The sequence below is a fragment of the Klebsiella sp. 7-CIP_Kleb. genome (assembly GCF_050378655.1).
Taxonomy (GTDB): Bacteria; Pseudomonadota; Gammaproteobacteria; order Enterobacterales; family Enterobacteriaceae; genus Klebsiella; species Klebsiella quasipneumoniae.
Map to the genome: position 1 here is coordinate 1,177,603 of NZ_JBNRLJ010000002.1, position 25,216 is coordinate 1,202,818.

The window sequence follows — 25,216 nt, forward strand, 5'->3', positions numbered from 1 at the left end:
TATGCCGGGTGGCGGCTGCGCCTGACCCGGCCTACAAAACCGAAGCAGCAGGCCCGGCAAGCGCAGCGCCTCCGGGCCAAAATGGCCAAAGATTACAAAATACGCCGCTGCTGGCGCTGCGCCTCGCGGGCGAGACGTTTCTTACGCGCGTCGCAGGGCTCAGGACAGTCGCAGACTTTCTCCAGCCCCAGCGAGGAGATCCCCCCGCAGCTGCCCTGAATGCTCTTGCGCTTCACCAGGTAGCCCAGCGACATCCCGAGGATCACCAACGCAAAAATCACAAAGGTTCCGACAAACACCGTCAGCATCGTCAGCCTCCAAAGTCGTCGAGCAGAATATTCTCGTCCTCGACGCCCAGGTCCTTCAGCATCTTAATCACCGCGGCATTCATTACCGGCGGCCCGCACATGTAGAACTCGCAGTCTTCCGGCGCCGGGTGATCGCGCAGATAGTTCTCGTACAGAACGTTATGGATAAAGCCGGTATGCCCCGTCCAGTTATCTTCCGGCAGCGGATCGGAGAGCGCGACGTGGAAGGTAAAATTCGGGTTATCCCGCGCCAGCTGTTCAAACTCATCATCGTAGAACATCTCGCGCAGCGAGCGCGCTCCGTACCAGAAGCTGATTTTGCGTGTGCTGTGCAGGCGCTTGAGCTGGTCGAAAATATGCGAACGCATCGGCGCCATCCCGGCGCCGCCGCCGATAAACACCATCTCAGCGTCGGTTTCTTTGGCAAAGAACTCGCCGAACGGCCCGGAAATCGTCACCTTATCGCCCGGCTTCAGCGACCAGATATAGGACGACATGATCCCCGGCGGGGCATCCGGCACCTTCGGCGGCGGCGTCGCAATGCGCACGTTGAGCATAATGATGCCCTTCTCTTCCGGATAGTTAGCCATCGAGTAGGCGCGCAGGGTCGGCTCTTTCACCTCAGAGACGTAGCGGAACAGGTTGAACTTGTCCCAGTCCGAGCGGTATTCATCCGGAACATCGAAGTCAGCATAGGCCACTTTATGCGGCGGACATTCGATCTGAATATAGCCCCCCGCGCGGAACGGCACCACCTCCCCCTCCGGGATCCGCAGCTTGAGCTCTTTAATGAAAGTGGCTTTGTTATCATTGGAGATAACTTCGCACTCCCATTTTTTCACACCGAAGATTTCCTCCGGTAGCTCAATCTTCATGTTCTGCTTCACCGCGACCTGGCAAGCCAGACGGCAGCCGGCTTTGGCTTCACGTTTGGTAATATGCGAAAGCTCGGTCGGCAGGATATCGCCGCCGCCCTCTTTGATAGTCACCCGACACTGGCCGCAGGAGCCGCCGCCGCCGCAGGCGGAGGAGACAAAAATCCCGTTGCTCGACAGCGTGTTCAGCAGCTTATCCCCCGCCGGGGTGCGGATCTGCTTATCCGCTTCGTTATTGATCTCAATAACCACGTCGCCCGCGTTCACCAGCTTTGAGCGCGCTGCCAGGATAAGCCCCGACAGTACCAGCACAATCAGCGTGAACATCACGACGCCAAGAATAATTTCCATACTTATACGCCCTTATAGCTGCACGCCGGAGAAGGACATAAAGCCCAGCGCCATCAACCCGGTGGTGATAAAGGTGATCCCTAACCCGCGCAAGCCGGCAGGCACGTTGGCGTACTTCATCTTTTCGCGGATCCCCGCCATCGCCACAATCGCCAGCATCCAGCCGATGCCGGAGCCGAAGCCGTAGACAATGGATTCCGGGAAGTTGTAATCACGCTGCACCATGAACGACACACCGCCAAAAATCGCGCAGTTAACTGCAATCAGCGGCAGGAAGATCCCCAGCGCGTTGTATAGCGCCGGGAAGTACTTATCGAGGATCATCTCGAGGATCTGCACCAGCGCGGCGATCACCCCGATAAAGGTGATGAAGTTCAGGAAGCTGAGGTCCACCCCTTCCACCAGCGCGCCGTCGCGCAGCACCAGGTTATACACCAGGTTGTTGATCGGTACGGCAAGACCCAGCACCACCGTCACCGCAACGCCGAGGCCGAAGGCGGTGGAGACCTTTTTCGACACCGCGAGGAAGGTACACATCCCGAGGAAGAAGGCCAGCGCCATGTTCTCAACGAACACCGCGCGGACAAACAGGCTAATGTAATGAGCCATCATCGATTACTCCTTTTCCTGCTGTTCAGGCTTCCAGCTACGCAGGGCCCAGATCAGCAAACCGATAATGAAGAACGCGCTCGGCGCCAGCAGGAACAGGCCGTTCGGCTGATACCAGCCGCCGTTCTGCACCGTCTCCAGCACCGTGATCCCGAACAGCTTGCCGCTGCCGATAAGCTCGCGCAGGAAGCCGACGATAATCAGGATCGCGCCGTAGCCGAGACCGTTGCCGATACCGTCCATAAAGCTGGCCAGCGGCGGCGACTTCATAGCGTAAGCTTCGGCGCGGCCCATCACGATGCAGTTGGTGATGATAAGCCCGACGAATACCGACAGCTGCTTGGAAGTCTCATAGGCGAAAGCCCGCAGTAGCTGATCCACCACGATAACCAGCGAGGCGATGATCGCCATCTGCACGATGATGCGCACGCTGTTGGGAATGTGGTGGCGGATCATCGAGATAAACATGCTGGAGAACGCCGTCACCAGGGTTACCGCAATGGTCATCACGAAGGCGGTTTCCAGTTTAGTGGTGACCGCCAGCGCGGAGCAGACGCCCAGCACCTGCAGGGCGATGGGGTTATTGGCGATGAGCGGGCCCACTAGCACGCGCTTCACCTCTTTCATATCGCTCTGTTCAGCCATTGTTCAGCCCTCCTTCACGCACCTTTTTCAGGAACGGACCAAAGCCCAGTTCACCCATCCAGAAATCAAAGCTGTGCTGTACGCCATTTGACGTCAGCGTGGCGCCCGATAAGCCATCAACCGCATGCAGGTCACCAGCGCGCGCGCCGCCTTTGACCACTCTCAGCGCCGGCATGCCGTTGTCATCCAGCACCTGCTTGCCGACAAACTGCTGGCGCCAGTTCGGGTTCTCCACTTCGCCGCCCAGCCCCGGCGTTTCGCCCTGATCGTAGTAAGTAATGCCTTTTACCGTGCGGCCATCGACGTCCAGCGCCACGAAGGCATACATCATCGACCACAGGCCGTTGCCATAAATGGGCAGCACCACCTGCTCAATCTTCTGCTGCGCGTCACGCACCAGGTAAATTTCCGCGAGGTTGCTGCGTCGCTTTATACCAGCCGGATCCTGGCTGGCGTCCAGCGCCATACTCTGTTGCGGATCCTTCAGCGCCTGGGCCTGATTGAATTTTGACGGGTCTTTCTCCAGCAGCTCACCGGTCGCCAGATTCACCAGTCGCGGCGAAATGCGCGCCGCGAAGGTGTCGGCGACCGCATCAGCATCCATGCCGGGCTGCATCAGCCCTGACACTGCCAGGATATTACGCTGCTTATCCAGCGCCCGCTGCGCCTGCTGGCGGGATTTCAGCCCGACGGCCGAGCCCGCTACTACGATGGAGCAGACCAGACAAAGCACCAGCACCACCAGCAGCGTTTTGCCGATGCTATCGTTACTTTTCTTCTCAGCCACGCGACTTCCTCCGCTTAATATTGGCCTGCACCACCAGGTAGTCGAACAGCGGTGCGAAGAGGTTGGCAAAGAGGATCGCCAGCATCATCCCTTCCGGATAAGCCGGGTTCACCACGCGGATCAGCACGCACATCACGCCGATCAGCACGCCGTAACTCCATTTCCCTTTATCAGTAAACGAGGCGGATACCGGGTCCGTCGCCATAAACATCATGCCGAAGGCAAAGCCGCCGAGCACCAGATGCCAGTACCATGGCATAGCGAACATCGGGTTGGTGTCGGAGCCGATAACGTTAAACAGGGTGGCGGTGGCGATCATGCCGATCATTACCCCGGCGACGATGCGCCAGGACGCGACGCGGCCAAAGAGAATGATCGCGCCGCCGATCAGGATCATCAGCGTTGAAACTTCGCCAATCGAGCCCGGAATATTGCCGAGGAAGGCGTCCATCCAGCTCACCGGGATGCCTGTAGCGACGTTAACCAGCGCTTCACCGCCGCCGCTGGCCCACTGGGAGAGCGGCGTCGCGCCGGAGAAACCGTCCGCTGCCGTCCACACCAGGTCGCCGGAGATCTGCGCCGGATAGGCGAAGAACAGGAACGCGCGCCCCGCCAGCGCCGGGTTGAGGAAGTTGCGCCCGGTGCCGCCGAAAATCTCCTTAGCGATCACCACCCCGAAGGAGATCCCCAGCGCCGCCTGCCATAGCGGCAGCGTGGGCGGGACGATCAGCGCAAACAGAATCGAGGTGACAAAGAAGCCTTCGTTGATCTCATGTTTGCGCACGATAGCGAACAGCACTTCCCAGAAGCCGCCGACGATAAAGACGGTGATATAGATAGGCAGGAAGAAGACCGCGCCTAAGGTCATCATGCTCAGCCAGCCGGCGTCGGCGCTGAAGCTCACCCCTAACCACTGGGCGACGCTGTAGTGCCAGTTGTTGGCGATCGCCTGCTGCAGTTGTTCGGCGCCGTAAAGCTTATGCAGCGCCGGAATGGTCTGCAGCCCAACGTTGTACATGCCCCAGAACATTGCCGGGAATACGGCAAACCACACGAGGATCATCATCCGCTTGAGGTCGATGGCGTCGCGCACGTGCGCCGCGCCGCGGGTGACCTGGCCTGGAGTGTAGAAGATGGTCGCCGCCGCCTCATACAGCGGGTAATATTTTTCCAGCTTGCCGCCGTGCGTGAAATGCGGCTCAAGTTTTTCAATCAGATGCTTTAAGCCCATCTCTTATCCTTCCTGCTCAATCCGGGTTAAAACGCTGCGCAGCGCCGGGCCATATTCATACTTCCCGGGGCAGACGTAGGTGCAGAGCGCCAGATCTTCTTCATCCAGCTCCAGACAGCCCAGCGCCTGAGCGCTGTCGGTGTCCCCGGCCAGCAGATCGCGCAGCAGTATGGTCGGCAGGATATCCAGCGGCATCACCCGTTCGTAGTTGCCGATCGGCACCATCGCCCGCTCGCCGCCGTGGGTATCGGTGGAGAAATGAAAGCGCTTGCGCTTGAAGAAATGGCCAAGCGTAGTGCGGGTTATCGAGAATTTCTCTTTGCCCGGCATCACCCAGCCGAAGAGCTCTTTTTCCCGCCCTTCTTTGACCACGCTCACCTGCAGATGGAAGCGCCCAAGGAAGGCGTGAGGGCCATGGGCGCGGGTGCCGCTGAGCACCGAGCCGGAAATGACGCGGTTTTCCCCCTCCTCCAGCTCGCCCGCCAGCAGATCGTCCAGACTGGCGCCCAGCGTCGTTTTGACCAGCCGCGGCGACTTCACCTGCGGGCCGCCGAGCGCAATCACCCGCTCGCAGTTCAGCTCACCTTCAAGGAAAAGCTTACCAATGGCGATCGCGTCCTGATAATTGAGGTGCCAGACCTGCTTATTCAGGCTCACCGGCTCCAGAAAGTGAATATGCGTTCCCGGCAGCCCCGCCGGGTGCGGCCCGGTGAACTGGTTAAAACAGACCTGGCCAGCTGGATGACCGCCGAGCTTACCGCCGCTGGGCTGGCAGACGTGGACTTTCCCGTCGGTCAGACGCGTCAGCACGGTAAGGCCGGCGTCGAAAGCGGCCCGTTCGGCCAGAATAATCGGCTGCGGCTCCGCCGCCAGCGGATTGGTATCCATGGCGTTAACAAAGATAGCAGCCGGCACGCTGCCCGGGCGCGGCGTTTTACTGAATGGCCGGGTGCGCAGCGCCGTCCACAGGCCCGACGCCAACAGCTGCTGCTGCACGGTGTCGCGCGGCAGTTCAGCCAGCGCGTCCGCGGCGTAACGGGTAAACGCCACCGCGTCATTGCCCTCGATATCAATCACCACCGACTGCAACACGCGCCGTTCACCGCGGTGGATCGCGCTGACGACCCCGCTCGCCGGGGCGGTAAAGCAGACGCCGGGGATCTTTTTATCTTCGAACAGGATCTGACCTTTTTTGACCCGATCGCCTTCTTTGACCGCCATGGCGGGACGCATGCCGACGTACTCTTCGCCGAGTAGCGCGACGCGCTTCACCGCTGGCGCGGAAGAAATCTGCTGTAATGGCATGCCAGCTATGGGCAAATCCAGCCCTTTCGTGATTTTAATCATATCGTTAGCAGGTATCCGTAACCTCAACCCCGACGCAGGCCGGGGCCAGCTTATTGACAGAATGGTAGAGAAGAAAGGGCAAAACGGCGCCAGTAGCGCTCAGGACGGAAGAGAAGCATCCTTTCTTACTCTGGTGATGAACCGGCGCAAGTGTAACATTTCGTGAGCGGCGGCTGTAGCGCAAGGGGCGATAAGTGCTTCTAAAATGGGAGCTATTGCGCAAAGTTCTCACTGTGTTTTCGTCGCCGTCAGGGTATAAAGTGAGGCGGAATTGTAAACGCCGCCACGTCGCCCTTGCGAAAAAATGCCGTGATGCTAATGTGAGCGCTCTAAATCCAGAAAACTCTGATTTCGGGTCTCTCTTGCCGTCCTGGCAATGTGGCTATTTTGTTTTATCAAGGAACAAGCAGTATGCGCAAAATCGCATTATTTATTGCGATGCTTCTGCTGCCGTGCGTGTCATTTGCCGGGCTGCTCAGCAGCAACAGCCCGACGACGCCGGTTAGCAAAGAATATAAGCAGCAATTAATGGGTTCACCGGTTTACATTGAGATCTTTAAAGAAGAGCGCATGCTCGACCTTTACGTCAAAATGGGTGAGACCTACCAGCTCCTCGACAGCTATCGGATCTGCAACTACTCCGGTGGCCTGGGCCCGAAACAGCGCCAGGGCGATTTTAAGAGCCCGGAAGGGTTCTATAACGTCACCCGCAGCCAGCTCAAACCCGACAGTCGCTTCTATAAAGCGATTAATATCGGCTTCCCGAACGCCTACGATCGCGCCCATGGTTATGAAGGGAAATACCTGATGATCCACGGCGACTGCGTATCAGTCGGCTGCTACGCCATGACCGACCGCGGGATCGATGAGATCTTCCAGTTCGTGACCGGCGCCTTAGTCTTCGGTCAGCCAAGCGTGCAGGTGAGTATCTATCCGTTCCGCATGACCAACGCCAATATGGAACGCCACAAATACTCCTACTATGCGGATTTCTGGAAACAGCTAAAGCCTGGCTATGATTATTTCCAGCAGACCCACAAACCGCCGATCGTATCAGTGACCGACGGCCGCTATGTGGTGAGCAAGCCGCTCAGCCATGAGGTTGTCCAGCCGCAGCTGGCCTCAAACTATACGCTCCCCGAGACAAAATAACGCCCACTCGCCTGGCATGATCTTATGCCAGGTCTCATTGGCCGTCAGCGGCTGCGTGGCGATAACCGTGACCACATCGTTGGGTGTGGTCTCGCGTTGAAAGTCGATCTCCACATCCTGGTCCAGCAGTTTTGCCACGCCGAACGGCGCCCGCCGGGTGATCCAGTGCAGGTTGGTCGAGCAGAACGCCATCACATAGCGTCCGTCCGATAGCAGCATGTTGAACACCCCTTTCTCACGCAGCTCCCCCGCCAGGGTGGCGATATACTTAAATACGCCCAGCATATTGCCCGGCGTACGCGGGTAGCGCTCGGTTAAGCGGTGCAGCAGCCAGCAGAAGGCCTTTTCACTGTCGGTTTCACCTACCGGGTGGAAATTGCCGGTTTTCAGCGATTTATAGCCTTTGAGCTGCCCGTTGTGCGCGTAGGTCCAGTTGCGCCCCCACAGCTCGCGGGTGAACGGATGCGTATTCTCCAGGGCCACCATCCCGCGGTTGGCCTGACGAATATGCGCGACGACGGAACAGGACTTAATCGGGTAATCCTGGACCAGTTTCGCGATCGGCGACTGAAAGCTCGGCTGCGGATCTTTGAATGTGCGACAGCCTTTGCCTTCATAGAAGGTGATGCCCCAGCCGTCTTTATGCGGCCCCGTCCCGCCTCCGCGCTGTACCAGCCCGGTAAAGCTAAAACAGATATCTGTTGGCACATTGGCGCTCATCCCGAGCAGTTCGCACATAGATCACCTCACCATCACAAATCACGACGGCGCCGAAGCGAGGCCGCCGTCAACAGTACACACTCACCTGCCTGTTAGCCTTTCGCCATCTCTTTTTCGATCAGCATAATCAGGATATGGATCACTTTGATGTGGATCTCCTGAATGCGGTCGGCGTAGCCAAAGTGCGGCACGCGAATTTCAACATCGGCGCTCCCGGCCATCTTACCGCCGTCTTTACCGGTCAGGGTGATCACTTTCATCCCCTGCGCCCGCGCGGCTTCTATGGCCTTGATAACGTTGCCGGAGTTGCCGGAGGTGGAGATGCCAAGCAGCACATCGCCCGCGCGGCCGACGGATTCAACGTAGCGGGAGAATACATACTCATAGCCAAAATCATTGCTCACGCAGGAGAGATGGCTGACATCGGAGATCGCAATGGCCGGATAACCCGGGCGGTTTTCGCGATAACGTCCGGTCAGCTCTTCCGCAAAATGCATCGCATCGCAATGGGAACCGCCGTTACCGCAGGACAGCACTTTACCACCCGCCTTAAAGCTATCCGCCAGCAGGACAGCGGCACGCTGGATAGCATGGATATTGGCTTCGTCCTGCAGAAAGTTAGCCAGCGTTTCCGCGGCTTCGTTCAGTTCGTTACGAATAAGATCCTGGTACATGAGGATAATCCTTCAGTATGAGTGGAATAACCCTGGCAGTGTACCGGATAGCCGCCGAAGCGAGAAGCAGCAGGCAGCGTTATCCCCCGCCCTTTTGATTTTATGTGCCGCTTTTGCATACAACAATGTGAGCAAGGTTGTAATTATTTTGTAAACACATTGCTAAATAAAAAAGCATGCACTACAACCAATACATCACAAGTGGTCAGACCTCCTACAAGCACAGGGAGCATTTCTCTATGATGATTTTGAGTATTGTTGCAACCGTTGTTTTACTCGGTGCGCTCTTCTATCACCGGGTCAGCCTGCTGCTCAGCAGCGTGATCTTGCTCGCCTGGACCGCAGCGCTCGGCGCGGCCGGTCTGTGGAATATCTGGCTGCTGCTGCCGCTGGCGATCATTCTGTTGCCGTTTAACTTTGCGCCTATGCGTAAATCCATGATTTCCGCACCGGCGTTTCGCGCTTTCCGCAAGGTGATGCCGCCGATGTCGCGTACTGAAAAAGAAGCCATCGACGCCGGGACCACCTGGTGGGAAGGGGATCTGTTTCGCGGCAACCCTGACTGGCACAAGCTGCATAACTATCCGCAGCCGCGTCTGACCGCCGAAGAGCAAGCCTTCCTCGACGGCCCGGTGGAAGAAGCCTGCCGGATGGCCAACGACTTCGCCATCACCCACGAAATGGCCGATCTGCCGCCGGAGCTGTGGGCGTATCTGAAAGAGCATCGCTTCTTCGCGATGATCATTAAGAAAGAGTATGGCGGGCTTGAATTCTCCGCTTATGCCCAGTCGCGGGTGCTGCAGAAGCTCTCTGGCGTCTCCGGCATTCTGGCGATCACCGTCGGCGTCCCGAACTCACTGGGGCCGGGCGAGCTGCTGCAGCATTACGGTACCGAAGAGCAGAAAAACCATTATCTGCCGCGTCTGGCGCGCGGGCAGGAGATCCCCTGCTTCGCTCTCACTAGCCCGGAAGCGGGCTCTGACGCCGGGGCCATTCCGGATACCGGCGTGGTCTGCATGGGTGACTGGCAGGGCCAGCAGGTGCTGGGTATGCGCCTGACATGGAACAAACGCTACATTACGCTGGCGCCTATCGCCACCGTGCTGGGACTGGCGTTTAAACTTTCTGACCCGGATCGTCTGCTGGGGGGAGAAGAAGAGCTGGGCATCACCTGCGCGCTGATCCCGACCTCCACCCCGGGCGTGGAAATTGGCCGTCGCCACTTCCCGCTTAACGTCCCGTTCCAGAACGGCCCAACCCGCGGCAAAGATATCTTCGTGCCGATCGATTACATCATTGGTGGGCCGGGGATGGCCGGTCAGGGCTGGCGCATGCTGGTTGAATGTCTGTCGGTGGGCCGCGGTATTACTCTGCCATCCAACTCCACCGGCGGCCTGAAATCGGTGGCTATGGCTACCGGGGCTTACGCCCATATTCGCCGCCAGTTCAAAATCTCGATCGGTAAAATGGAAGGGATTGAAGAGGCGCTGGCGCGCATTGCCGGTAATGCTTATGTAATGGACGCTGCGGCGTCGCTTATCACCTACGGCATTATGCTCGGCGAGAAACCGGCGGTGCTCTCCGCGATCGTGAAATATCACTGCACCCACCGCGGCCAGCGCTCCATTATCGACGCAATGGATATTACCGGCGGGAAAGGCATTATGCTGGGCGAAGGCAACTTCCTCGCCCGGGCCTATCAGGGCGCGCCTATCGCCATCACCGTGGAAGGGGCGAACATTCTGACCCGCAGCATGATGATCTTCGGTCAGGGTGCGATTCGCTGCCATCCATACGTACTGGAGGAGATGGCCGCCGCGCAGAGCAACGACCTGAACGCCTATGACAAGCTGCTGTTCAAACATATCGGCCACGTCGGCAGCAACAAAGTACGGAGTTTCTGGTTGGGCCTGACCGGCGGACGCACCAGCAGCGCGCCGACCCGCGACGTCACCCGCCGCTACTATCAGCAAATGAACCGCCTGAGCGCGAACCTGGCGCTGCTGTCAGACGTCTCGATGGCGGTGCTGGGGGGCAGTCTCAAGCGTCGCGAACGTATCTCCGCGCGTCTGGGGGATGTGTTAAGCCAGCTGTACCTGGCCTCGGCGGTGCTGAAACGCTATGACGATGAAGGACGCAATGAAGCCGATCTGCCGCTGGTTCACTGGGGAGTGCAGGATGCGCTGCACCAGGCCGAGCAGGCCATCGACGATCTGCTGAAAAACTTCCCCAACCGTCTGGTGGCTGGCGCAATGCGGCTGGTCATCTTCCCGACCGGGCGTCATCATCATGCGCCGTCGGATAAGCTGGACCATAAAGTCGCTAAAATTCTGCAGGTGCCCAGCGCCACCCGCTCCCGCATCGGTCGCGGTCAGTACCTGACGCCGAGCGAGCATAACCCGGTTGGTCTGCTGGAAGAGGCCCTGCTGGAAGTGATGGCGGCCGATCCTATCCACCAGCGGATCTGCAAAGAGTTGGGTAAAAACCTGCCGTTCACCCGTCTGGATGAGCTGGCACACAACGCGCTGGCCAAAGGATTAATAAATCAGGAAGAAGCCGCCATTCTGACCCGCGCAGAGCACAGTCGCTTGCGCAGCATTAACGTCGACGACTTTGCGCCAGAGGAGCTGGCGACAAAGCCGGTAAAGCTGCCGGAAAAAGTTCGCAACGTTGAAGCCGCATAATAAAACAATCACCACATCACAGGCCGGGCGGGGAATTTTCCCCGCCTTTTTTTCGTCCCCCCCTCCTCCGTGGCTTCTGTCAGTAGCATTTTTTTAACAAAATATTCCGCGGACCGCCGCGAGGCTGATAAGGTGTTACAGTTAACCTAACCCCCTCATGAGAATGGAGTTGACCATTGTGCCTGGTCTGAAAATTACGCTGTTGCAACAACCGCTGGTCTGGATGGACGGCCCTGCTAACCTGCGCCATTTTGATCGCCAACTGGAAGGGATTGTCGGGCGCGATATCATTGTTTTACCTGAGATGTTTACCACCGGCTTTGCGATGGAAGCGGCAAAACAGTCTTTACCCGAGGCCGAGGTGGTGGCGTGGATGCATGCCCGGGCGGCGCAAACCCAGGCGTTGATCGCCGGCAGCGCCGCGCTGCAAACTGAGCGCGGGGCCGTTAACCGCTTCCTGCTGGTCGAGCCTGACGGCACGGTTCATCATTATGATAAACGGCACCTGTTTCGTATGGCGGATGAACACCATCACTATGAGGCCGGGGACAAGCGCGTGGTCTTTGAATGGCGCGGATGGCGGATCCTGCCGCTGGTCTGTTACGACCTGCGCTTCCCGGTATGGTCGCGTAACCTTAACGATTATGATCTGGCGCTGTATGTGGCGAACTGGCCGGCGCCGCGCTCGCTGCACTGGCAGTCGCTGCTGGTCGCCCGCGCGATTGAGAACCAGGCCTACGTCGCCGGCTGTAACCGGGTCGGCACCGACGGCAACGGTCATCATTACCGCGGTGATAGCCGGGTTATCAGTCCCCAGGGGGAGATTGTCGCCACCGCCGATCCGCATCAGGCCACTCGTCTTGACGCCGAACTGTCGCTGAGCGCCCTGCAGGAATATCGTGAAAAATTCCCCGCCTGGCGCGATGCCGATCCTTTTACTCTGGATTAATCCCCCTCCGCTTTCTTCCCCCCTTCTGCGGGAAAAGAAAGCGGAATTTCCTCTTGCAGCGCCCAACAGAATATTTACAGGGCGCCTTTCATTTCTGTTCTACACTCATTAAAAGACCCCACAACCAAACGGGCGGAGATCATTTTCAATTCACTTCTGCTTTGTAAATCATGAGTTTTCTATTGCCAGCTTGTTTTGTTGAACCCGGCTGAGCGTTGGCGTATGAATATTTAATGAGCGTAATGGAAAATGGATAATAATAATCTTCAGTTAATAGAAAAACGGCTGGTCACCCGCTTTCTCGATATGTTTATTCGGTTCGGTCTTATTCTGGCGCTGGCCTCATTCTGTTTTACCGTCTTTTCTCCCTTCGTCAATATGATGCTCTGGGCGTTGATTCTGGCCGTGGCGCTCTATCCTTTACATCAGTATTTTGCCAGACTGTTAGCGGGCAAACAGGGACTGGCGTCGGTGGTGCTGGTGCTGTTAGGTATTTTACTGATTGTTATCCCCACGGTGCTAATGATCACCTCGCTGGCGGAAAGCGCCAGCGCCATGATTGACAAGATGGGTAGCCAGAGCTTTACCATTCCCCCGCCCTCTTCACGAATTGCCTCTTTACCGATCGTTGGCGAGCGGCTTAGCGCCCTGTGGATGCGGGCTTCCGTGGATCTCCCGGGACTGCTCAGCAATTACCGTTCGCAAATCGGCGATATTGCCAAACAGTTCCTCAGCATATTAGCCAGCATGGGCGGCGGACTGATTGGCTTTATTATTTCGTTTATCGTCTCGGGCATTATGATGGCCTGGGGCGCCGCGGGCGCCATCAGCGCCCAGCGTATTGCCATCCGTATTACCGATGAAAATAAAGGCGTGACCCTCACCCGCCTGTGCACCAGCACCATCCGCGCGGTCGCCCAGGGCGTTATCGGGGTGGCATTGATCCAGGCGCTGCTGGTCGGCGTGATCATGCTGATGGCCAGCATTCCCGCCGTCGGGATCTTCTTTATTCTGGCCCTGATCCTCGGCATTGCCCAGGTGCCGGTGATCCTGGTGACGGCCCCGGCCATTGCGCTAATGTGGAGTCTCGGCACCCACAGTACCGGAATGGATATCTTCTACACCATCCTGCTGATCGTCGCCGGTATGGCCGATAACGTGCTCAAACCTCTGCTGCTGGGGCGCGGAGTCGACGCGCCAATGCCGGTAGTGCTGCTGGGCGCCCTCGGCGGAATGGCCTCTAACGGCATTCTCGGTATGTTTCTCGGCGCCACCCTGCTGGCCATCGGTTATAGGATCTTCATGACCTGGGTAAATGAAGGGCAACCCGCTCTGCCGCAGGATAAATAACCTCAAGGGAGCGTTACGCTCCCTTAATTCATTCCATAAACATTCGTACCGCGCACCAGACCAGCAGCAGCGCCAGCAGCAGATTTAACCCTCTTCCATGGCGTTCGAACACCGGCTGAAACAGATGACCGGCCAGCGCCCAGCAAAGATTGCCGGCAACGCCTATTACTGATAGCAACAGGCTTATCATCACCAGCCAGAATGGCTCGCGAGTCACCGGCAGAACAAAGGTCGACAGGGCCGTGATGCCGTACAGGATAATTTTTACATTCACAAACTGCAGCCCCAGGCTGGCCCAGAAGCTGACAGGCCGCTCCTCCTGCCCACCGCTGGCCGGGTCGCTACGCGCAATGTGCCAGGCCAGCCACAGGATATACCCCGCGCCGACCCAGCGTAGCAGGGAGGTTATCCCCTCATCCAGGGTAACGAGAGTGAACGTCAGCCCGGCACAAATCAGCATGATGATCACAAACCCCAGGCTCATGCCGGCCAGAACCCGCATGCTCCGTCGAAAGCCGTGCGCGGTGACGCTGCTCAGCGCCAGGATATTGTTGGGCCCGGGCGTCAGGGCGGTGATCAAAGTGTAAGTTAAAAAGGCGCTAATCAGGGTAGGTGTCACGTGTTTTCTCCTCTTGACTGGCAGACAGTACCCGAAGCTGATAATTTAAAAAAATGAATGTTTTTTCATTCTGAATTCGAGAATGTCGATATAAAGAGGAAATATGGATCTGCGACGCTTTATCACTTTCAAAACGGTTGTCGAAGAAGGATCCTTTCTGCGCGCCTCGCAGAAACTGTGCTGCACCCAGTCCACCGTAACCTTTCATATCCAGCAGCTTGAGCAGGAGCTTGCTATCCCGCTGTTTGAGAAAATTGGCCGGCGGATGTGTCTCACCGCCGCCGGTAAAAATGTCCTGCCGCACGTCTACGATCTGACCAAAGTGATGGCGTCGATTCGCCAGGCGGCGCGCCAGGACGATGAACCCGGCGGCGAACTTCGCGTCGCCACTGGTGAAACCCTGCTGGCGTACAAAATGCCGCCGGTGCTGCAGCGTTTTAAACAACGCGCCCCGAAGGTCCGCCTGTCACTGCAGTCGCTCAATTGCTACAGCATCCGTGATGCGCTGCTCGCTGACGAAGTCGACCTGGGGGTGTTTTACCGGGTTGGCAACGATGATGCACTCACCATGATGGAACTTGGCCCGCAGCCGCTGGCGCTGGTCGCGTCAGTCGATCAGGCGCCGGTCGACTTCCTGCGCCCGCGGCAGCATATCCCATTGAGCTTTATCATCAACGAGCCCCAGTGCGTGTTCCGGCAGATTTTTGAAAGTACCCTGCGCCAGCGCGGCATTACCATGGAGAACACCATCGAACTGTGGAGTATTGAAAGCATCAAACAGTGCGTGGCGGGCAATCTGGGGGTGAGCTTCCTGCCGCGCTTTGCGGTAGAGGAGGAACTCAAACGCGGGACGCTGGTCGAGCTGCCGTTCAGCGAGACGCCGCTGACGATCCATGCGCTCTGCGCCCATCACGCCGGGAAAGCAATCAGTCCTGCGATGCGGGTATTCATGCAGTGTATGCAGGAGGAACAAGAGGCGCGCTGAAATTCGGCGACGAAAACGACGAAAGCCTGAATCATTGCTGATTCAGGCTTTCTGAATAGTGGCGGAACGGACGGGACTCGAACCCGCGACCCCCTGCGTGACAGGCAGGTATTCTAACCGACTGAACTACCGCTCCGCGTTGTTGTTCCGTTGGGAACGAGGCGAATATTACGGATTCCCCTCTACCCCGTCAACGCTTTTTCTACCGTTTTGAATCGTTTGCTGCAAAAATCGCCCAACCGCCTACTTTTAATCCATTTGAGTGGCTATCAGGCACGCCACAGGCAGCTTCCGCCTTTCTTCTGTACCAGATCGAGGCGGGATTCATGGTTCACCAGCTCCTCATCAGAGGCATAAACCACCCGTAGCTGGCTGGCGGCGCGGACGACGCGCTGAATGCCCATCTCTCCCGCCTGCTGCTGGCTTTCGCCTTCCATAGAGAACGCCATCGACGTCTGGCCGCCGGTCATCATCAAATAGACATCGGCAAGGATCTGGGCATCGAGTAATGCCCCGTGCAGCGTCCGCTTGCTGTTATCTATTTCGTAGCGCGAACATAACGCATCCAGACTGTTGCGCTTGCCGGGGAACATTTTCCGCGCCAGCGCCAGACTGTCGGTGATTTTACAAAAGGTCTCGGTTTTTCCAATGCCGCGGTTCAGCTTACCGAACTCATAATCCATAAAGCCGATATCGAACGAGGCGTTATGGATCACCAGCTCCGCGCCGCGGATGTAATCCATAAACTCATCAGCCACATCGGCAAAGGTGGGTTTGTCCAGCAGGAACTCATCGGCGATCCCGTGCACGCCGAATGCTTCAGGATCCACCAGCCGATCGGGCTTCAGATAGACATGGAAATTGTTACCGGTCAGGCGGCGGTTGATCACCTCCACGGCGCCGATCTCAATGATCTTGTGTCCTTCGTAGTGCGCCCCGATCTGGTTCATACCGGTGGTTTCGGTATCGAGAACAATCTGGCGCGTAATTGCAGTGCTCATAGCGGTCATTTATGTCAGACTTATCGTTTACAAATCGATTTCAATTACAGGAAGTCTACCAGAGATGCTCAAACAGGTAGAAATTTTCACCGACGGCTCTTGCCTGGGAAATCCAGGACCCGGCGGTTACGGCGCCATCATGCGCTACCGCCAGCACGAAAAGACCTTCAGCGCCGGCTACCGTCTGACCACCAATAACCGCATGGAACTGATGGCGGCGATCGTCGCTCTCGAAGCGTTAAAAGAGCATTGCGAAGTGGTGCTCAGCACCGACAGCCAGTATGTCCGCCAGGGGATCACCCAGTGGATCCACAACTGGAAAAAGCGCGGCTGGAAAACGGCAGAGAAAAAACCGGTAAAGAATGTCGACCTCTGGCAGCGGCTGGACGCCGCGCTTGGCCAGCATAAGATCAAATGGGAGTGGGTGAAGGGCCACGCCGGCCATCCAGAAAACGAACGCTGCGACGAGCTGGCCCGCGCGGCGGCCTCCCATCCCACTCAGGACGACATCGGCTACCAGCCGGAGAGCTAATTCTGCCCCTTGCGCCACTGCCGGGTGGCGCCTACTGCTGGCCGCAGCTGGGTTTTCGCTTTACCGGATTTCATCGGATTGAGCGTCAGCGGAATGGTCCGTTTGCGGGCGACAATCAATTGCAAACAGCCCAGCGCTGGCAGATGGGTGCTCAGCAGTTTGCCGCCGTGGCGCGACCAGGGTAAAACCTGATAACGCCCATAGTGCAGCACTTCAAAGTTGAGTAGCGACAGCCAGTCCAGCTGGCGCATCAGCGTAAACATACGGCTGTTGTACGGCGTGCCTTTGCGCAGGACCGGCACCAGCTTACGCAACCCCATCAGGCTCACCGGATTAAACCCGGTCAGGATCATCCAGCCATCATCGATCAGGACGCGATCGGCCTCCCGCAGCAGGCGATGCGGATCGCTGCACCACGGCAGGGTATGCGCCAGCAGGCAGGCGTCGACGGACTTTTCGGCAAAGGGCAAATGCAGCGGGTCGGCCCGGACCTGCATTGGGTTTCCCGCCAGCGAGACATTCACCTGGTGCGAGATGGCGCAAGCTTCGGTATTGATTTCCGCGCTCAGATTGCCAATCTTAAGCAGATGAAAGCCATATAATTTAGCCAGCCATGGCTTCATCTGCTGTTCAAGCGTTTCGCGATAGTATTCGCCCCACGGCATACTGGACCAATGCTCAGGCGCTGTCACTGTATGAGGTATCCTTGCCGGCTTCATTGCCACCTTCCGCTACGCTTTAGAGGTAATTTATGAATCTTATCAGTATTCTCGCGTTTCAGGACAACTACATCTGGGTTCTCATTGAGAATCACGGCCGCTGCATCATCGTTGATCCGGGCGAGGCCGCGCCGGTTCTGGCGGCAATCGAGGAAAACCAGTGGCAGCCCGAGGCCATTTTACTGACCCATCACCATCAGGATCACGTCGGCGGCGTAAAACAATTACGTGAAAAATTCCCCTCTCTGGTGGTTTACGGGCCGGCAGAAACCCAGGATAAGGGGGTTACTCAGGTAGTAGACGATGGCGATCGGTTGTCAATTCTGGGTCACGATTTTTCCATTTTCTCCACGCCAGGTCACACATTAGGACATATCTGTTACTACAGCGAACCTTATCTGTTTTGCGGCGACACGATGTTCTCCGGCGGCTGCGGAAGGCTGTTCGAAGGCACCGCAGAGCAAATGTATCAATCATTTATGAAAATTAACGCCCTTCCTGCAGAAACCATTATATGTTGCGCACATGAATATACGTTAGCGAATATGAAGTTTGCGTTGAGTATCCTGCCTGATGATAGGGACATAAACGATTACTATCATAAAGTTAATGAGTTACGTGCAAAAAAACAAAAGACACTACCCGTAATTCTGAAAAACGAGCGGCGTATAAATTTATTTTTACGCGTAAATGATGTTGATTTAATTGATAAAATTAACAAAGAAACAAAATTGCAACACTCTGTAGCGCGATTTGCGTGGTTAAGGTCAAAGAAAGACGAATTCTGACATTTAATTCTTGTCATCGGCTAACTTCGCCGTTATCCTTGGTCGTCTTTTAAGCAACTATTGACACACACATGAAGGCACGAGCGATATTATTCGCCTCTGTCCTGCTGGTGGGGTGCCAGGCGTCTAAGCACGATGGCACCGTCGAACAGCGAGCACAGAGCCTTTCTGCGGCTGGTCAAGGGGAAGCAGGCAAGTTCACAAGTCAAGCGCGCTGGTTAGATGATGGAACCTTCTACGCGCAAGACCAGGATCTGTGGACTTCCATAGGCGACGAGCTAAAGATGGGAATACCGGATAACCCCCGGATTCGCGAGCAAAAACAGAAGTACTTGAGAAATAAGAGCTATCTCCACGATGTAACTTTACGGGCAGAGCCGTATATGTACTGGATAGCCGGGCAGGTTAAGAAACGTAACATGCCAATGGAACTGGTATTACTACCCATAGTGGAGAGCGCTTTTGACCCACACGCGACGTCTGGCGCCAATGCCGCAGGCATCTGGCAGATCATTCCGAGCACAGGGCGCAATTATGGTTTAAAACAGACCCGCAGTTACGATGCGCGTCGTGACGTTGTCGCATCGACAACCGCGGCGCTGGACATGATGCAACGTCTGAACAAAATGTTCGACGGCGACTGGTTGTTAACGGTCGCGGCATATAACAGCGGCGAAGGTCGGGTCATGAAGGCAGTGAAAGCGAACCGTTCGCGTGGCAAACCCACCGATTTCTGGTCGCTGTCTCTGCCGCATGAAACGAAAGTCTACGTACCGAAAATGCTGGCATTGAGCGACATCCTCAAAAACAGCAAACGTTACGGCGTAAAGTTGCCTACGGCTGATGAAAGCCGTGCGCTGGCGCGCGTTCGCCTCGACAGTCCGGTTGAGATTTCTCAGCTCGCGGATATGGCCGGTATGCCGGTCAGCAAGCTGAAGACCTTCAACGCCGGCGTAAAGGGGTCAACGCTGGGCGCTAGCGGGCCAAAGTATGTCATGGTGCCGCAGAAGCACGCAGCCCAACTGCGTGAATCGCTGGCCTCTGGCGACATTGCCGCCGTACAGCCGACGCAGCTCGCGGATAATACGCCGCTGACCAGCCGAAGCTATAAGGTGCGTTCCGGTGACACCATTTCCGGGATTGCTTCCCGTCTCGGTGTGACAACCCGCGATCTGCAGCAGTGGAATAACCTGCGCGGCTCTGGGTTGAAGGTTGGACAGAACCTGGTTATCGGCGCCGGCAGCAGCGCGCAGCGTCTGGCGAATAACAGCGATAGCATCACCTATCGCGTTCGCAAAGGTGACTCGCTGTCGAGCATCGCCAAACGTCATGGCGTTAATATTCGCGACGTCATGCGCTGGAACAGCGATACCGACAATCTGCGGCCTGGCGATCAGCTAACCCTGTTTGTGAAAAACAGCGATCGACCAGAGTCCTGATACGTCAGGGTTCGATAAAAAGGCACCGACTTCCCCCGGTGCCTTTTTTGTTGTCTGTATTAAACCGCTTTATGCGCTTCAAACATGATGGTATCGCTGGTAAAGGAACCATCCTGCTGTAACTCAAAGTAGGCTTTCACCTCCGCCGAGGCGCTCTGCTGGTATAAACGAATCGCCTCCACCAGCGGCTCAGGGGTACGCATCCGCGCCACCCACGAACTGAATTCCAGCGGCAGGCGATCGGTCAACAGCCGATTAATCACCAGGCCCGCCTCCGTCGCCAGCGTCAGCCACTCGCCGCTGGAATAATTACGCACGTGCGAGGTATCGCGCAGGGCTTCCACGGTCTGCAACCAGACATCACGCACCGGATGACCCGGCGACATCACGTCCATCACGATCATCACCCCGCCCGGCTTGAGAACACGTTTCACCTCACGCAGCGCCTGGCCGACATCATGCCAGTGGTGCGCGGAATAGCGGCTGATAACGATATCAAAGCTGGCATCAGCGAACGGCAGCGTTTCGGCATACCCCTGCTGGGTCACGATATTGCTAAAACCTTTTTCCTGTGCCGCGGCGGCAACGACCTCCAGCATCTGGCTCGATAAATCATAGGCGGTCACCTCGGCAACCTGTCCCGCCGCGGTAAAGCTGGCGTGCCCTGCCCCGCAGCCCATATCCAGCACTTTCGCCTGCGGAAAATCAGCCAGACGTTCCGCCAGCCGCTGCAGATCGCGACCAGAGGCGTGTACGGCGCTGGTCAGATAGGCGCTGGCCTGGGAGCTGAACTGCTTTTCAACGTTGTCATGGTGAGAGCGTGTTGTCATGTTGTCTTGTCCTTACGGTTTTTTGAGTAATAAAAGGCAGCACCATGCATGCGCAGGCCTGCCCCATGGCAGGCCTGACCAACCTTAAATTAATCAGGCTTGCCGGGACTGAATTCGACTAGTAGCGGGTTGTGGTCGGAGGCGCGGGTTACCAGCACGGAAGCATCGTGCACGCTTAACCCACGGTAGAACACAAAATCGAGCGGGCGACCAAACGCGCGGCGGCGCTGGTCGTCAGAGAAACGAACTTCACGCAGCGACATCTCGCGTGCAAAGCGGTACAGGGCGTTCATCCGCGGGCGGCTCCAGGCATTGAAGTCGCCGGCCATGATCACCGGCCCGCTGTGATGGGCAATCTGATCGCCGATCGGCAGCAACTGCTTGCTGTAGACGTCGACGCCAAGGCTAAAGTTGACGGCATGGATATTGACCACCATTAACAACCGCGCATCGGGCAGCGGATAAACGGTCACTAAGGCCGATTTCGGCAATCGCAAAATAGGCTCGCGCTCGCGCAGCGGACAGCAATAGATGGGGTGAGCGGAGGCCAGCGTCATCACGCCGGAAGGGTGCTGGGGCAGCACCAGCGCAGGCACCTGATCGGCGGCCAGGTAGTTGGTGGTCGCGAACCTGACCAGCTCCGGCGTCGTCTGCGCCTCCTGTAACAGGACCAAATGCGCGTCTTTGCCAAAATTCTTAAGGACCGACTGCCACTCTGCTCGCTGCTGCTTGAAGATATTCCACACCAGCACGCGGATCTTCTCATCGCTGCTTAACGGCGTGCCGGCGGGATAAACCGGACTCACGCCCGCAAACGCCCCCGGAGGCAATATTCTCTCCGCAGGTTGTCCGGCGACATAGCGCATGGCGTAGGTGTTCTTTCGCAATTTGGGCATTAATCCTCGATAACAGAAACCAGCCCGACGACGACTGGTTCTTCTGTTATAGGGATTTTCCCATACACTTTCAATGCAATTTGCGAGAAACCCTTAGCCTTCGGGAGAAAGCGCTGCCGAACGGCGCGGCGATTTATCTAAACGCCCGCTCAGGACCACCAACAGCAAAGCGACCAGCACAATCACCGCGCCAATCCACGGCGTCTGCGCCAGACCGTACCGCTCAACCGTCTGTCCGCCGACGATCGATCCCAGCGCGATGCCGACGTTGAAGGCGGCGATATTCAGACCGGAAGCGATGTCGACAGCCCCCGGGGTATACTGCTCTGCTTTTTGCACCACATAGACCTGCAGACCCGGCACGTTGCCGAAGGCGAAAACGCCCATCACCAGCACCGTTGCCAGCGCGGCATAGTGAACGCTGGCGGTCAGCTGGAACACCAGCAGCAGCACAACCAGAGCGGCGAAGATAAACTTCAGCGCGGAGACGGCGCCATGTTTATCGGCCAGTTTGCCGCCCCATACGTTGCCGATAGCCACCGACACGCCATAGCCCAGCAGGATCCAGCTCACCGCTGAGGGGCTGAAGCCGGCCAGCTCCTGCATCATCGGCGCAAGGAAGGTAAAAGCGGTAAACACGCCGCCATAGCCCAGCGCGGTAATGGCATAGATCATCAGCAGGCGCGGATGGGTTAAGACTTTCAGCTGATCGCGCAGGCTGGCGCTGGCGCGGCCCGGAATATTATTCGGCACCAGAATCAGACTGCTGATTAGCGCAATCACCCCCAGAATCGATACCGCGAGGAAGGTTTCCCGCCAGCCGAAATGCTGGCCAATAAAGGTGCCAAAGGGAACGCCGGTCACCAGCGCGACCGTCAGGCCACCGAACATAATGGCGATGGCCGAGGCTGCTTTCTCTTTTGCCACCAGGCTGGTGGCGATTGTCGAGCCGATAGAAAAGAACACGCCGTGCGCCAGGCCGGTCAGCAGGCGCGCCAGGATCAGCGTTTCATAGCCTGGAGCCTGCCAGGCCAGCACATTACCCGCCGTAAAGAGGACCATCAACGCCAGCAGCAGCTGTTTACGCGGCATACGCCCGGTTAATGCCGTCAGCACCGGGGCGCCGATCGCCACGCCCAGCGCGTAGATAGAGACCAGCAGTCCCGCAGAAGGTAGAGAGATAGAAAGTTGTTGGGCAATCGTCGGGACCAGGCCGACAATCACGAATTCAGTGGTGCCAATTGCAAAGGCACCGATGGTTAAGGCAAATAGCGCCAGTGGCATAATTTACTCCGTAGCATCAGGATTAAGATGACACGTAGTATGAAGGGTTGTATAAATAACAAAAACTATCAAAGTATCAATAGAATTTTGCTACAGGTGCAATAATGAGAGCCACATCCGAGGAGATCGCCATCTTTGTGGCGGTAGTGGAAAGCGGGAGTTTCAGCCGGGCGGCCGAACAGCTGGGTCAGGCCAACTCTGCCGTCAGCCGGGCAGTCAAAAAGCTCGAATCAAAGCTTGGTGTCAGCCTGCTTAATCGGACCACCCGCCAGCTCAGTCTGACAGAGGAAGGCGAGCGCTATTTTCGGCGGATGCAGGTGGTATTGCAGGAGATGGCGGCGGCAGAAAATGACCTGCTGGAAACGCGCACGACGCCGCGGGGCTTGCTGCGGGTGGATGCCGCGACGCCGGTGATGCTGCATTTTCTCATGCCGCTGGTGAAGCCGTTTCGCGAGCGTTACCCGGAAATGACGCTGTCGCTCGTCTCTTCAGAGACGTTTATTAACCTGATTGAACGGAAAGTGGATGTAGCGATACGGGCCGGAACCTTAACGGATTCCAGCCTGCGCGCCCGACCGCTGTTCACCAGCTATCGTAAGATCGTCGCCTCGCCAGCGTATGTCTCGCGCTACGGTGTGCCGCAGCATCCGTCAGATCTGAAACAACATCAGTGTCTGGGCTTCACTGAACCCGTCTCTCTGAACACCTGGCCAGTCTCCTGTTGCGATGGTCAGTTGTTAGAGATTGAGGCGGCGGTGTCATCAAACAGTGGGGAAACCCTCAAACAACTGTGTCTGACCGGCAACGGTATTGCCTGTCTGTCGGATTATATGGTGGATAAAGAGATAGCCAGCGGGGAGTTTGTTGAACTACTGGCCGACAAACGCTTGCCGGTGGAGATGCCCTTCAGCGCGGTGTACTACAGCGACAGAGCCGTCAGTACACGTATCAGGGCGTTTATTGATTTTCTAAGCGAACACGTAAAACAGCTCCCGAAGGAGCTGTCGTAGTACCCTCTGATAGGCATGCCGGAAGCGGGAGATTAATCCCACTGCGGCGCCAGACCTTCCGGGCTCACCAGCCGATCGTTGCAATCCAGCGCAGCGATCGCCTGGCGATCTTCATCATCCAGCTGCAGATCCAACGCCTTCAGGTTGCTGGCCAGGTTCTCACGCTTCGTCGAGGACGGGATTACCGCGTACCCCTCGCCCATCGCCCATGCCAGGATAACCTGCGCCGAAGTCGCATTATGTTTCGCCGCGATACGGGCAATCACCTCATCTTTCAGTGCCTTACCGTAGGCCAGGGTCATATAAGAGGTGATATGGATACCGTGCTCACGCGCCCAATCGACGACTTTACGGTTTTGCAGATACGGCGAGAGTTCAATCTGATTGGTAGCAATGTTTTCAGCACCAACGGCGGCAATCGCGCGCTCCATCAGTGGAATAGTGAAGTTGGAGATACCGATCTGACGGGTCAGGCCGAGCGTCTTCGCTTCCATCAGAGCGGCCATAAACTCTTCAACAGCCACCGCATCGTTCGGTGACGGCCAGTGGATCAGCGTCAGATCAACATAGTCAGTGCGCAACTTCTGCAGGCTCTCTTGCAGGCTGGCGATGAGTTTGTCTTTGCTCAGGTTCTCGATCCAGATTTTGGTCGTGATGAACAACTCATCACGCGGCACGCCGCTCTCAGCGATAGCCTGACCCACCGCGGCTTCGTTGTCATAGATTTGCGCGGTGTCGATAGTACGATAGCCCAGCTCCAGCGCGGTTTTTACGGATGCGATAACAACATCATCTTTCAGACGGAAGGTGCCAAGACCAAATGCAGGGATTGCCATGTTTTTCCTCGTTATTTGTTCATTTCGGTTAACGGATGAAATTATGGCTGATGGTGGGGAGGGGAAAAAGAGCGATTAATGCAGAGGATTTTTGCTGATTTAGCAATAATCGGGAACAGATGAAACAAAAAAGCCCTGAGCAAATGCTCAGGGCTCTTAATAAGTGGCGGAACGGACGGGACTCGAACCCGCGACCCCCTGCGTGACAGGCAGGTATTCTAACCGACTGAACTACCGCTCCACCGAATTTTTTCGCTTTATGACCACCGGTTGTCACCCCGGCTTACTGCAATTTGATGCCTGGCAGTTCCCTACTCTCACATGGGGAGACCCCACACTACCATCGGCGCTACGGCGTTTCACTTCTGAGTTCGGCATGGGGTCAGGTGGGACCACCGCGCTAGTGCCGCCAGGCAAATTCTGTTTTGTCAACACGTCCTGCGGACGCATCGACTAATCTGTATCAGCTGAAAATCTTCTCAAACCGCCAAAACATCTTCGGCGTTGTAAGGTTAAGCCTCACGGTTCATTAGTACCGGTTAGCTCAACGCATCGCTGCGCTTACACACCCGGCCTATCAACGTCGTCGTCTTCA

25 protein-coding genes, 2 tRNA genes and 2 rRNA genes are annotated in these 25,216 nt (G+C 56.9%); 9 read left to right on the top strand and 20 right to left on the bottom strand.

Features of this window, described 5'->3' with window-relative positions; genetic code table 11:
- Positions 1 to 92: 92 nt before the first annotated feature.
- The 7 genes from nqrM to ACQUTI_RS13310 are packed head-to-tail and all read right to left on the bottom strand — an operon-like array spanning position 93 to position 6,153.
- Positions 93 to 308, bottom strand: coding sequence for a (Na+)-NQR maturation NqrM (gene nqrM, locus ACQUTI_RS13280; protein ID WP_122543337.1), 216 nt, complete (start codon positions 306 to 308; stop codon positions 93 to 95).
- Positions 309 to 310: 2 nt separating this feature from the next.
- Positions 311 to 1,534, bottom strand: a complete 1,224-nt coding sequence (gene nqrF / locus ACQUTI_RS13285; RefSeq protein WP_004204637.1) for an NADH:ubiquinone reductase (Na(+)-transporting) subunit F — start codon at positions 1,532 to 1,534, stop codon at positions 311 to 313.
- Between the two features lie 12 nt (positions 1,535 to 1,546).
- Complete coding sequence (nqrE, locus tag ACQUTI_RS13290; protein WP_004177335.1) at positions 1,547 to 2,143, bottom strand: NADH:ubiquinone reductase (Na(+)-transporting) subunit E; 597 nt, start codon at positions 2,141 to 2,143, stop codon at positions 1,547 to 1,549.
- Between the two features lie 6 nt (positions 2,144 to 2,149).
- Complete coding sequence (locus tag ACQUTI_RS13295; RefSeq protein ID WP_002889716.1) at positions 2,150 to 2,788, bottom strand: NADH:ubiquinone reductase (Na(+)-transporting) subunit D; 639 nt, start codon at positions 2,786 to 2,788, stop codon at positions 2,150 to 2,152.
- Entirely contained in the window at positions 2,781 to 3,575 is a 795-nt protein-coding gene (locus ACQUTI_RS13300; RefSeq protein ID WP_032455592.1) for a Na(+)-translocating NADH-quinone reductase subunit C, read from the bottom strand. The genes ACQUTI_RS13295 and ACQUTI_RS13300 overlap by 8 nt, the downstream gene beginning before the upstream one ends.
- Complete coding sequence (locus tag ACQUTI_RS13305) at positions 3,568 to 4,806, bottom strand: NADH:ubiquinone reductase (Na(+)-transporting) subunit B (RefSeq protein ID WP_004204634.1); 1,239 nt, start codon at positions 4,804 to 4,806, stop codon at positions 3,568 to 3,570. Before ACQUTI_RS13305 ends, ACQUTI_RS13300 begins: the two co-directional genes overlap by 8 nt.
- A 3-nt stretch (positions 4,807 to 4,809) precedes the next feature.
- Positions 4,810 to 6,153 (bottom strand): Na(+)-translocating NADH-quinone reductase subunit A, encoded by a 1,344-nt coding sequence (locus ACQUTI_RS13310; protein WP_064188071.1) that lies wholly within the window; start codon positions 6,151 to 6,153, stop codon positions 4,810 to 4,812.
- Between the two features lie 411 nt (positions 6,154 to 6,564).
- Here ACQUTI_RS13310 and dpaA point away from each other — a divergent pair, with 411 nt between their 5' ends.
- The gene (dpaA, locus tag ACQUTI_RS13315; RefSeq protein WP_122543338.1) at positions 6,565 to 7,305 is read left to right on the top strand and encodes a peptidoglycan meso-diaminopimelic acid protein amidase; all 741 of its coding nucleotides are present in this window, start codon (positions 6,565 to 6,567) and stop codon (positions 7,303 to 7,305) included.
- On the opposite strand, the gene ACQUTI_RS13320 is transcribed toward dpaA, so the two are convergent.
- Together ACQUTI_RS13320 and lpcA are read right to left on the bottom strand one after the other, a co-directional pair.
- Positions 7,276 to 8,043 carry a class II glutamine amidotransferase gene (locus ACQUTI_RS13320; protein WP_004204630.1) on the bottom strand — a complete coding sequence of 256 codons (768 nt, stop codon included), beginning with the start codon at positions 8,041 to 8,043 and terminating at the stop codon, positions 7,276 to 7,278. The genes dpaA and ACQUTI_RS13320 overlap by 30 nt on opposite strands.
- A gap of 74 nt (positions 8,044 to 8,117) precedes the next feature.
- A complete protein-coding gene (gene lpcA, locus ACQUTI_RS13325; RefSeq protein ID WP_004145825.1) occupies positions 8,118 to 8,699 on the bottom strand; it encodes a D-sedoheptulose 7-phosphate isomerase in 582 nt (193 codons plus the stop codon).
- A 239-nt stretch (positions 8,700 to 8,938) separates the two neighbouring features.
- Here lpcA and fadE point away from each other — a divergent pair, with 239 nt between their 5' ends.
- The 3 genes from fadE to ACQUTI_RS13340 all read left to right on the top strand — a co-directional run bounded on the left by fadE (position 8,939) and on the right by ACQUTI_RS13340 (position 13,682).
- On the top strand, positions 8,939 to 11,383 hold the full coding sequence (gene fadE / locus ACQUTI_RS13330) for an acyl-CoA dehydrogenase FadE (protein WP_108450671.1): 2,445 nt from the start codon (positions 8,939 to 8,941) through the stop codon (positions 11,381 to 11,383).
- A 178-nt stretch (positions 11,384 to 11,561) separates the two neighbouring features.
- Positions 11,562 to 12,332, top strand: coding sequence for an amidohydrolase (locus ACQUTI_RS13335; protein ID WP_004204628.1), 771 nt, complete (start codon positions 11,562 to 11,564; stop codon positions 12,330 to 12,332).
- 249 nt (positions 12,333 to 12,581) lie between these two features.
- A complete protein-coding gene (locus ACQUTI_RS13340) occupies positions 12,582 to 13,682 on the top strand; it encodes an AI-2E family transporter (RefSeq protein ID WP_043521487.1) in 1,101 nt (366 codons plus the stop codon).
- A gap of 28 nt (positions 13,683 to 13,710) precedes the next feature.
- On the opposite strand, the gene eamB is transcribed toward ACQUTI_RS13340, so the two are convergent.
- Positions 13,711 to 14,301 (bottom strand): cysteine/O-acetylserine transporter, encoded by a 591-nt coding sequence (gene eamB / locus ACQUTI_RS13345; RefSeq protein ID WP_004204623.1) that lies wholly within the window; start codon positions 14,299 to 14,301, stop codon positions 13,711 to 13,713.
- Positions 14,302 to 14,404: 103 nt separating this feature from the next.
- Between eamB and ACQUTI_RS13350 the strand changes: the two genes are divergently transcribed.
- Complete coding sequence (locus ACQUTI_RS13350) at positions 14,405 to 15,286, top strand: LysR family transcriptional regulator (RefSeq protein ID WP_012968890.1); 882 nt, start codon at positions 14,405 to 14,407, stop codon at positions 15,284 to 15,286.
- Positions 15,287 to 15,345: 59 nt separating this feature from the next.
- Here the strand turns inward: ACQUTI_RS13350 and ACQUTI_RS13355 are convergent.
- Together ACQUTI_RS13355 and dnaQ are read right to left on the bottom strand one after the other, a co-directional pair.
- Positions 15,346 to 15,422 (bottom strand) — tRNA-Asp (locus ACQUTI_RS13355).
- Positions 15,423 to 15,555: 133 nt separating this feature from the next.
- Positions 15,556 to 16,287, bottom strand: coding sequence for a DNA polymerase III subunit epsilon (gene dnaQ, locus ACQUTI_RS13360; RefSeq protein WP_004204621.1), 732 nt, complete (start codon positions 16,285 to 16,287; stop codon positions 15,556 to 15,558).
- A 64-nt stretch (positions 16,288 to 16,351) separates the two neighbouring features.
- Between dnaQ and rnhA the strand changes: the two genes are divergently transcribed.
- Positions 16,352 to 16,819 carry a ribonuclease HI gene (rnhA, locus tag ACQUTI_RS13365; protein ID WP_004204620.1) on the top strand — a complete coding sequence of 156 codons (468 nt, stop codon included), beginning with the start codon at positions 16,352 to 16,354 and terminating at the stop codon, positions 16,817 to 16,819.
- Here the strand turns inward: rnhA and ACQUTI_RS13370 are convergent.
- Complete coding sequence (locus ACQUTI_RS13370; protein ID WP_004204619.1) at positions 16,816 to 17,538, bottom strand: class I SAM-dependent methyltransferase; 723 nt, start codon at positions 17,536 to 17,538, stop codon at positions 16,816 to 16,818. The genes rnhA and ACQUTI_RS13370 overlap by 4 nt on opposite strands.
- Before the next feature lie 32 nt (positions 17,539 to 17,570).
- Between ACQUTI_RS13370 and gloB the strand changes: the two genes are divergently transcribed.
- Together gloB and mltD are read left to right on the top strand one after the other, a co-directional pair.
- Positions 17,571 to 18,326: a hydroxyacylglutathione hydrolase gene (gene gloB / locus ACQUTI_RS13375; protein WP_114507921.1), complete on the top strand. Its 756-nt coding sequence runs from the start codon at positions 17,571 to 17,573 to the stop codon at positions 18,324 to 18,326.
- A 71-nt stretch (positions 18,327 to 18,397) separates the two neighbouring features.
- Positions 18,398 to 19,765, top strand: coding sequence for a murein transglycosylase D (gene mltD, locus ACQUTI_RS13380; RefSeq protein ID WP_004204616.1), 1,368 nt, complete (start codon positions 18,398 to 18,400; stop codon positions 19,763 to 19,765).
- A gap of 59 nt (positions 19,766 to 19,824) precedes the next feature.
- Here mltD and ACQUTI_RS13385 read toward each other — a convergent pair whose 3' ends face one another.
- From ACQUTI_RS13385 to ACQUTI_RS13395, 3 genes are all read right to left on the bottom strand, one after another.
- Positions 19,825 to 20,595: a class I SAM-dependent methyltransferase gene (locus ACQUTI_RS13385; RefSeq protein ID WP_017901307.1), complete on the bottom strand. Its 771-nt coding sequence runs from the start codon at positions 20,593 to 20,595 to the stop codon at positions 19,825 to 19,827.
- A gap of 89 nt (positions 20,596 to 20,684) precedes the next feature.
- Positions 20,685 to 21,482: an endonuclease/exonuclease/phosphatase family protein gene (locus ACQUTI_RS13390; protein ID WP_004204614.1), complete on the bottom strand. Its 798-nt coding sequence runs from the start codon at positions 21,480 to 21,482 to the stop codon at positions 20,685 to 20,687.
- 102 nt (positions 21,483 to 21,584) lie between these two features.
- Positions 21,585 to 22,775 carry an MFS transporter gene (locus ACQUTI_RS13395; protein ID WP_114507920.1) on the bottom strand — a complete coding sequence of 397 codons (1,191 nt, stop codon included), beginning with the start codon at positions 22,773 to 22,775 and terminating at the stop codon, positions 21,585 to 21,587.
- Positions 22,776 to 22,879: 104 nt separating this feature from the next.
- Between ACQUTI_RS13395 and yafC the strand changes: the two genes are divergently transcribed.
- Positions 22,880 to 23,785 carry a DNA-binding transcriptional regulator YafC gene (yafC, locus tag ACQUTI_RS13400; RefSeq protein ID WP_004204612.1) on the top strand — a complete coding sequence of 302 codons (906 nt, stop codon included), beginning with the start codon at positions 22,880 to 22,882 and terminating at the stop codon, positions 23,783 to 23,785.
- 32 nt (positions 23,786 to 23,817) lie between these two features.
- Here the strand turns inward: yafC and dkgB are convergent, their stop codons facing one another.
- The 4 genes from dkgB to ACQUTI_RS13420 form a co-directional block, all read right to left on the bottom strand.
- Positions 23,818 to 24,621 carry a 2,5-didehydrogluconate reductase DkgB gene (dkgB, locus tag ACQUTI_RS13405; RefSeq protein ID WP_043521490.1) on the bottom strand — a complete coding sequence of 268 codons (804 nt, stop codon included), beginning with the start codon at positions 24,619 to 24,621 and terminating at the stop codon, positions 23,818 to 23,820.
- Positions 24,622 to 24,785: 164 nt separating this feature from the next.
- Positions 24,786 to 24,862: transfer RNA gene (locus ACQUTI_RS13410), tRNA-Asp, on the bottom strand.
- Between the two features lie 57 nt (positions 24,863 to 24,919).
- Positions 24,920 to 25,035: ribosomal RNA gene (gene rrf, locus ACQUTI_RS13415) — 5S ribosomal RNA — on the bottom strand.
- A 94-nt stretch (positions 25,036 to 25,129) separates the two neighbouring features.
- A 23S ribosomal RNA gene (locus ACQUTI_RS13420) occupies positions 25,130 to 25,216 on the bottom strand; the annotation flags it as partial.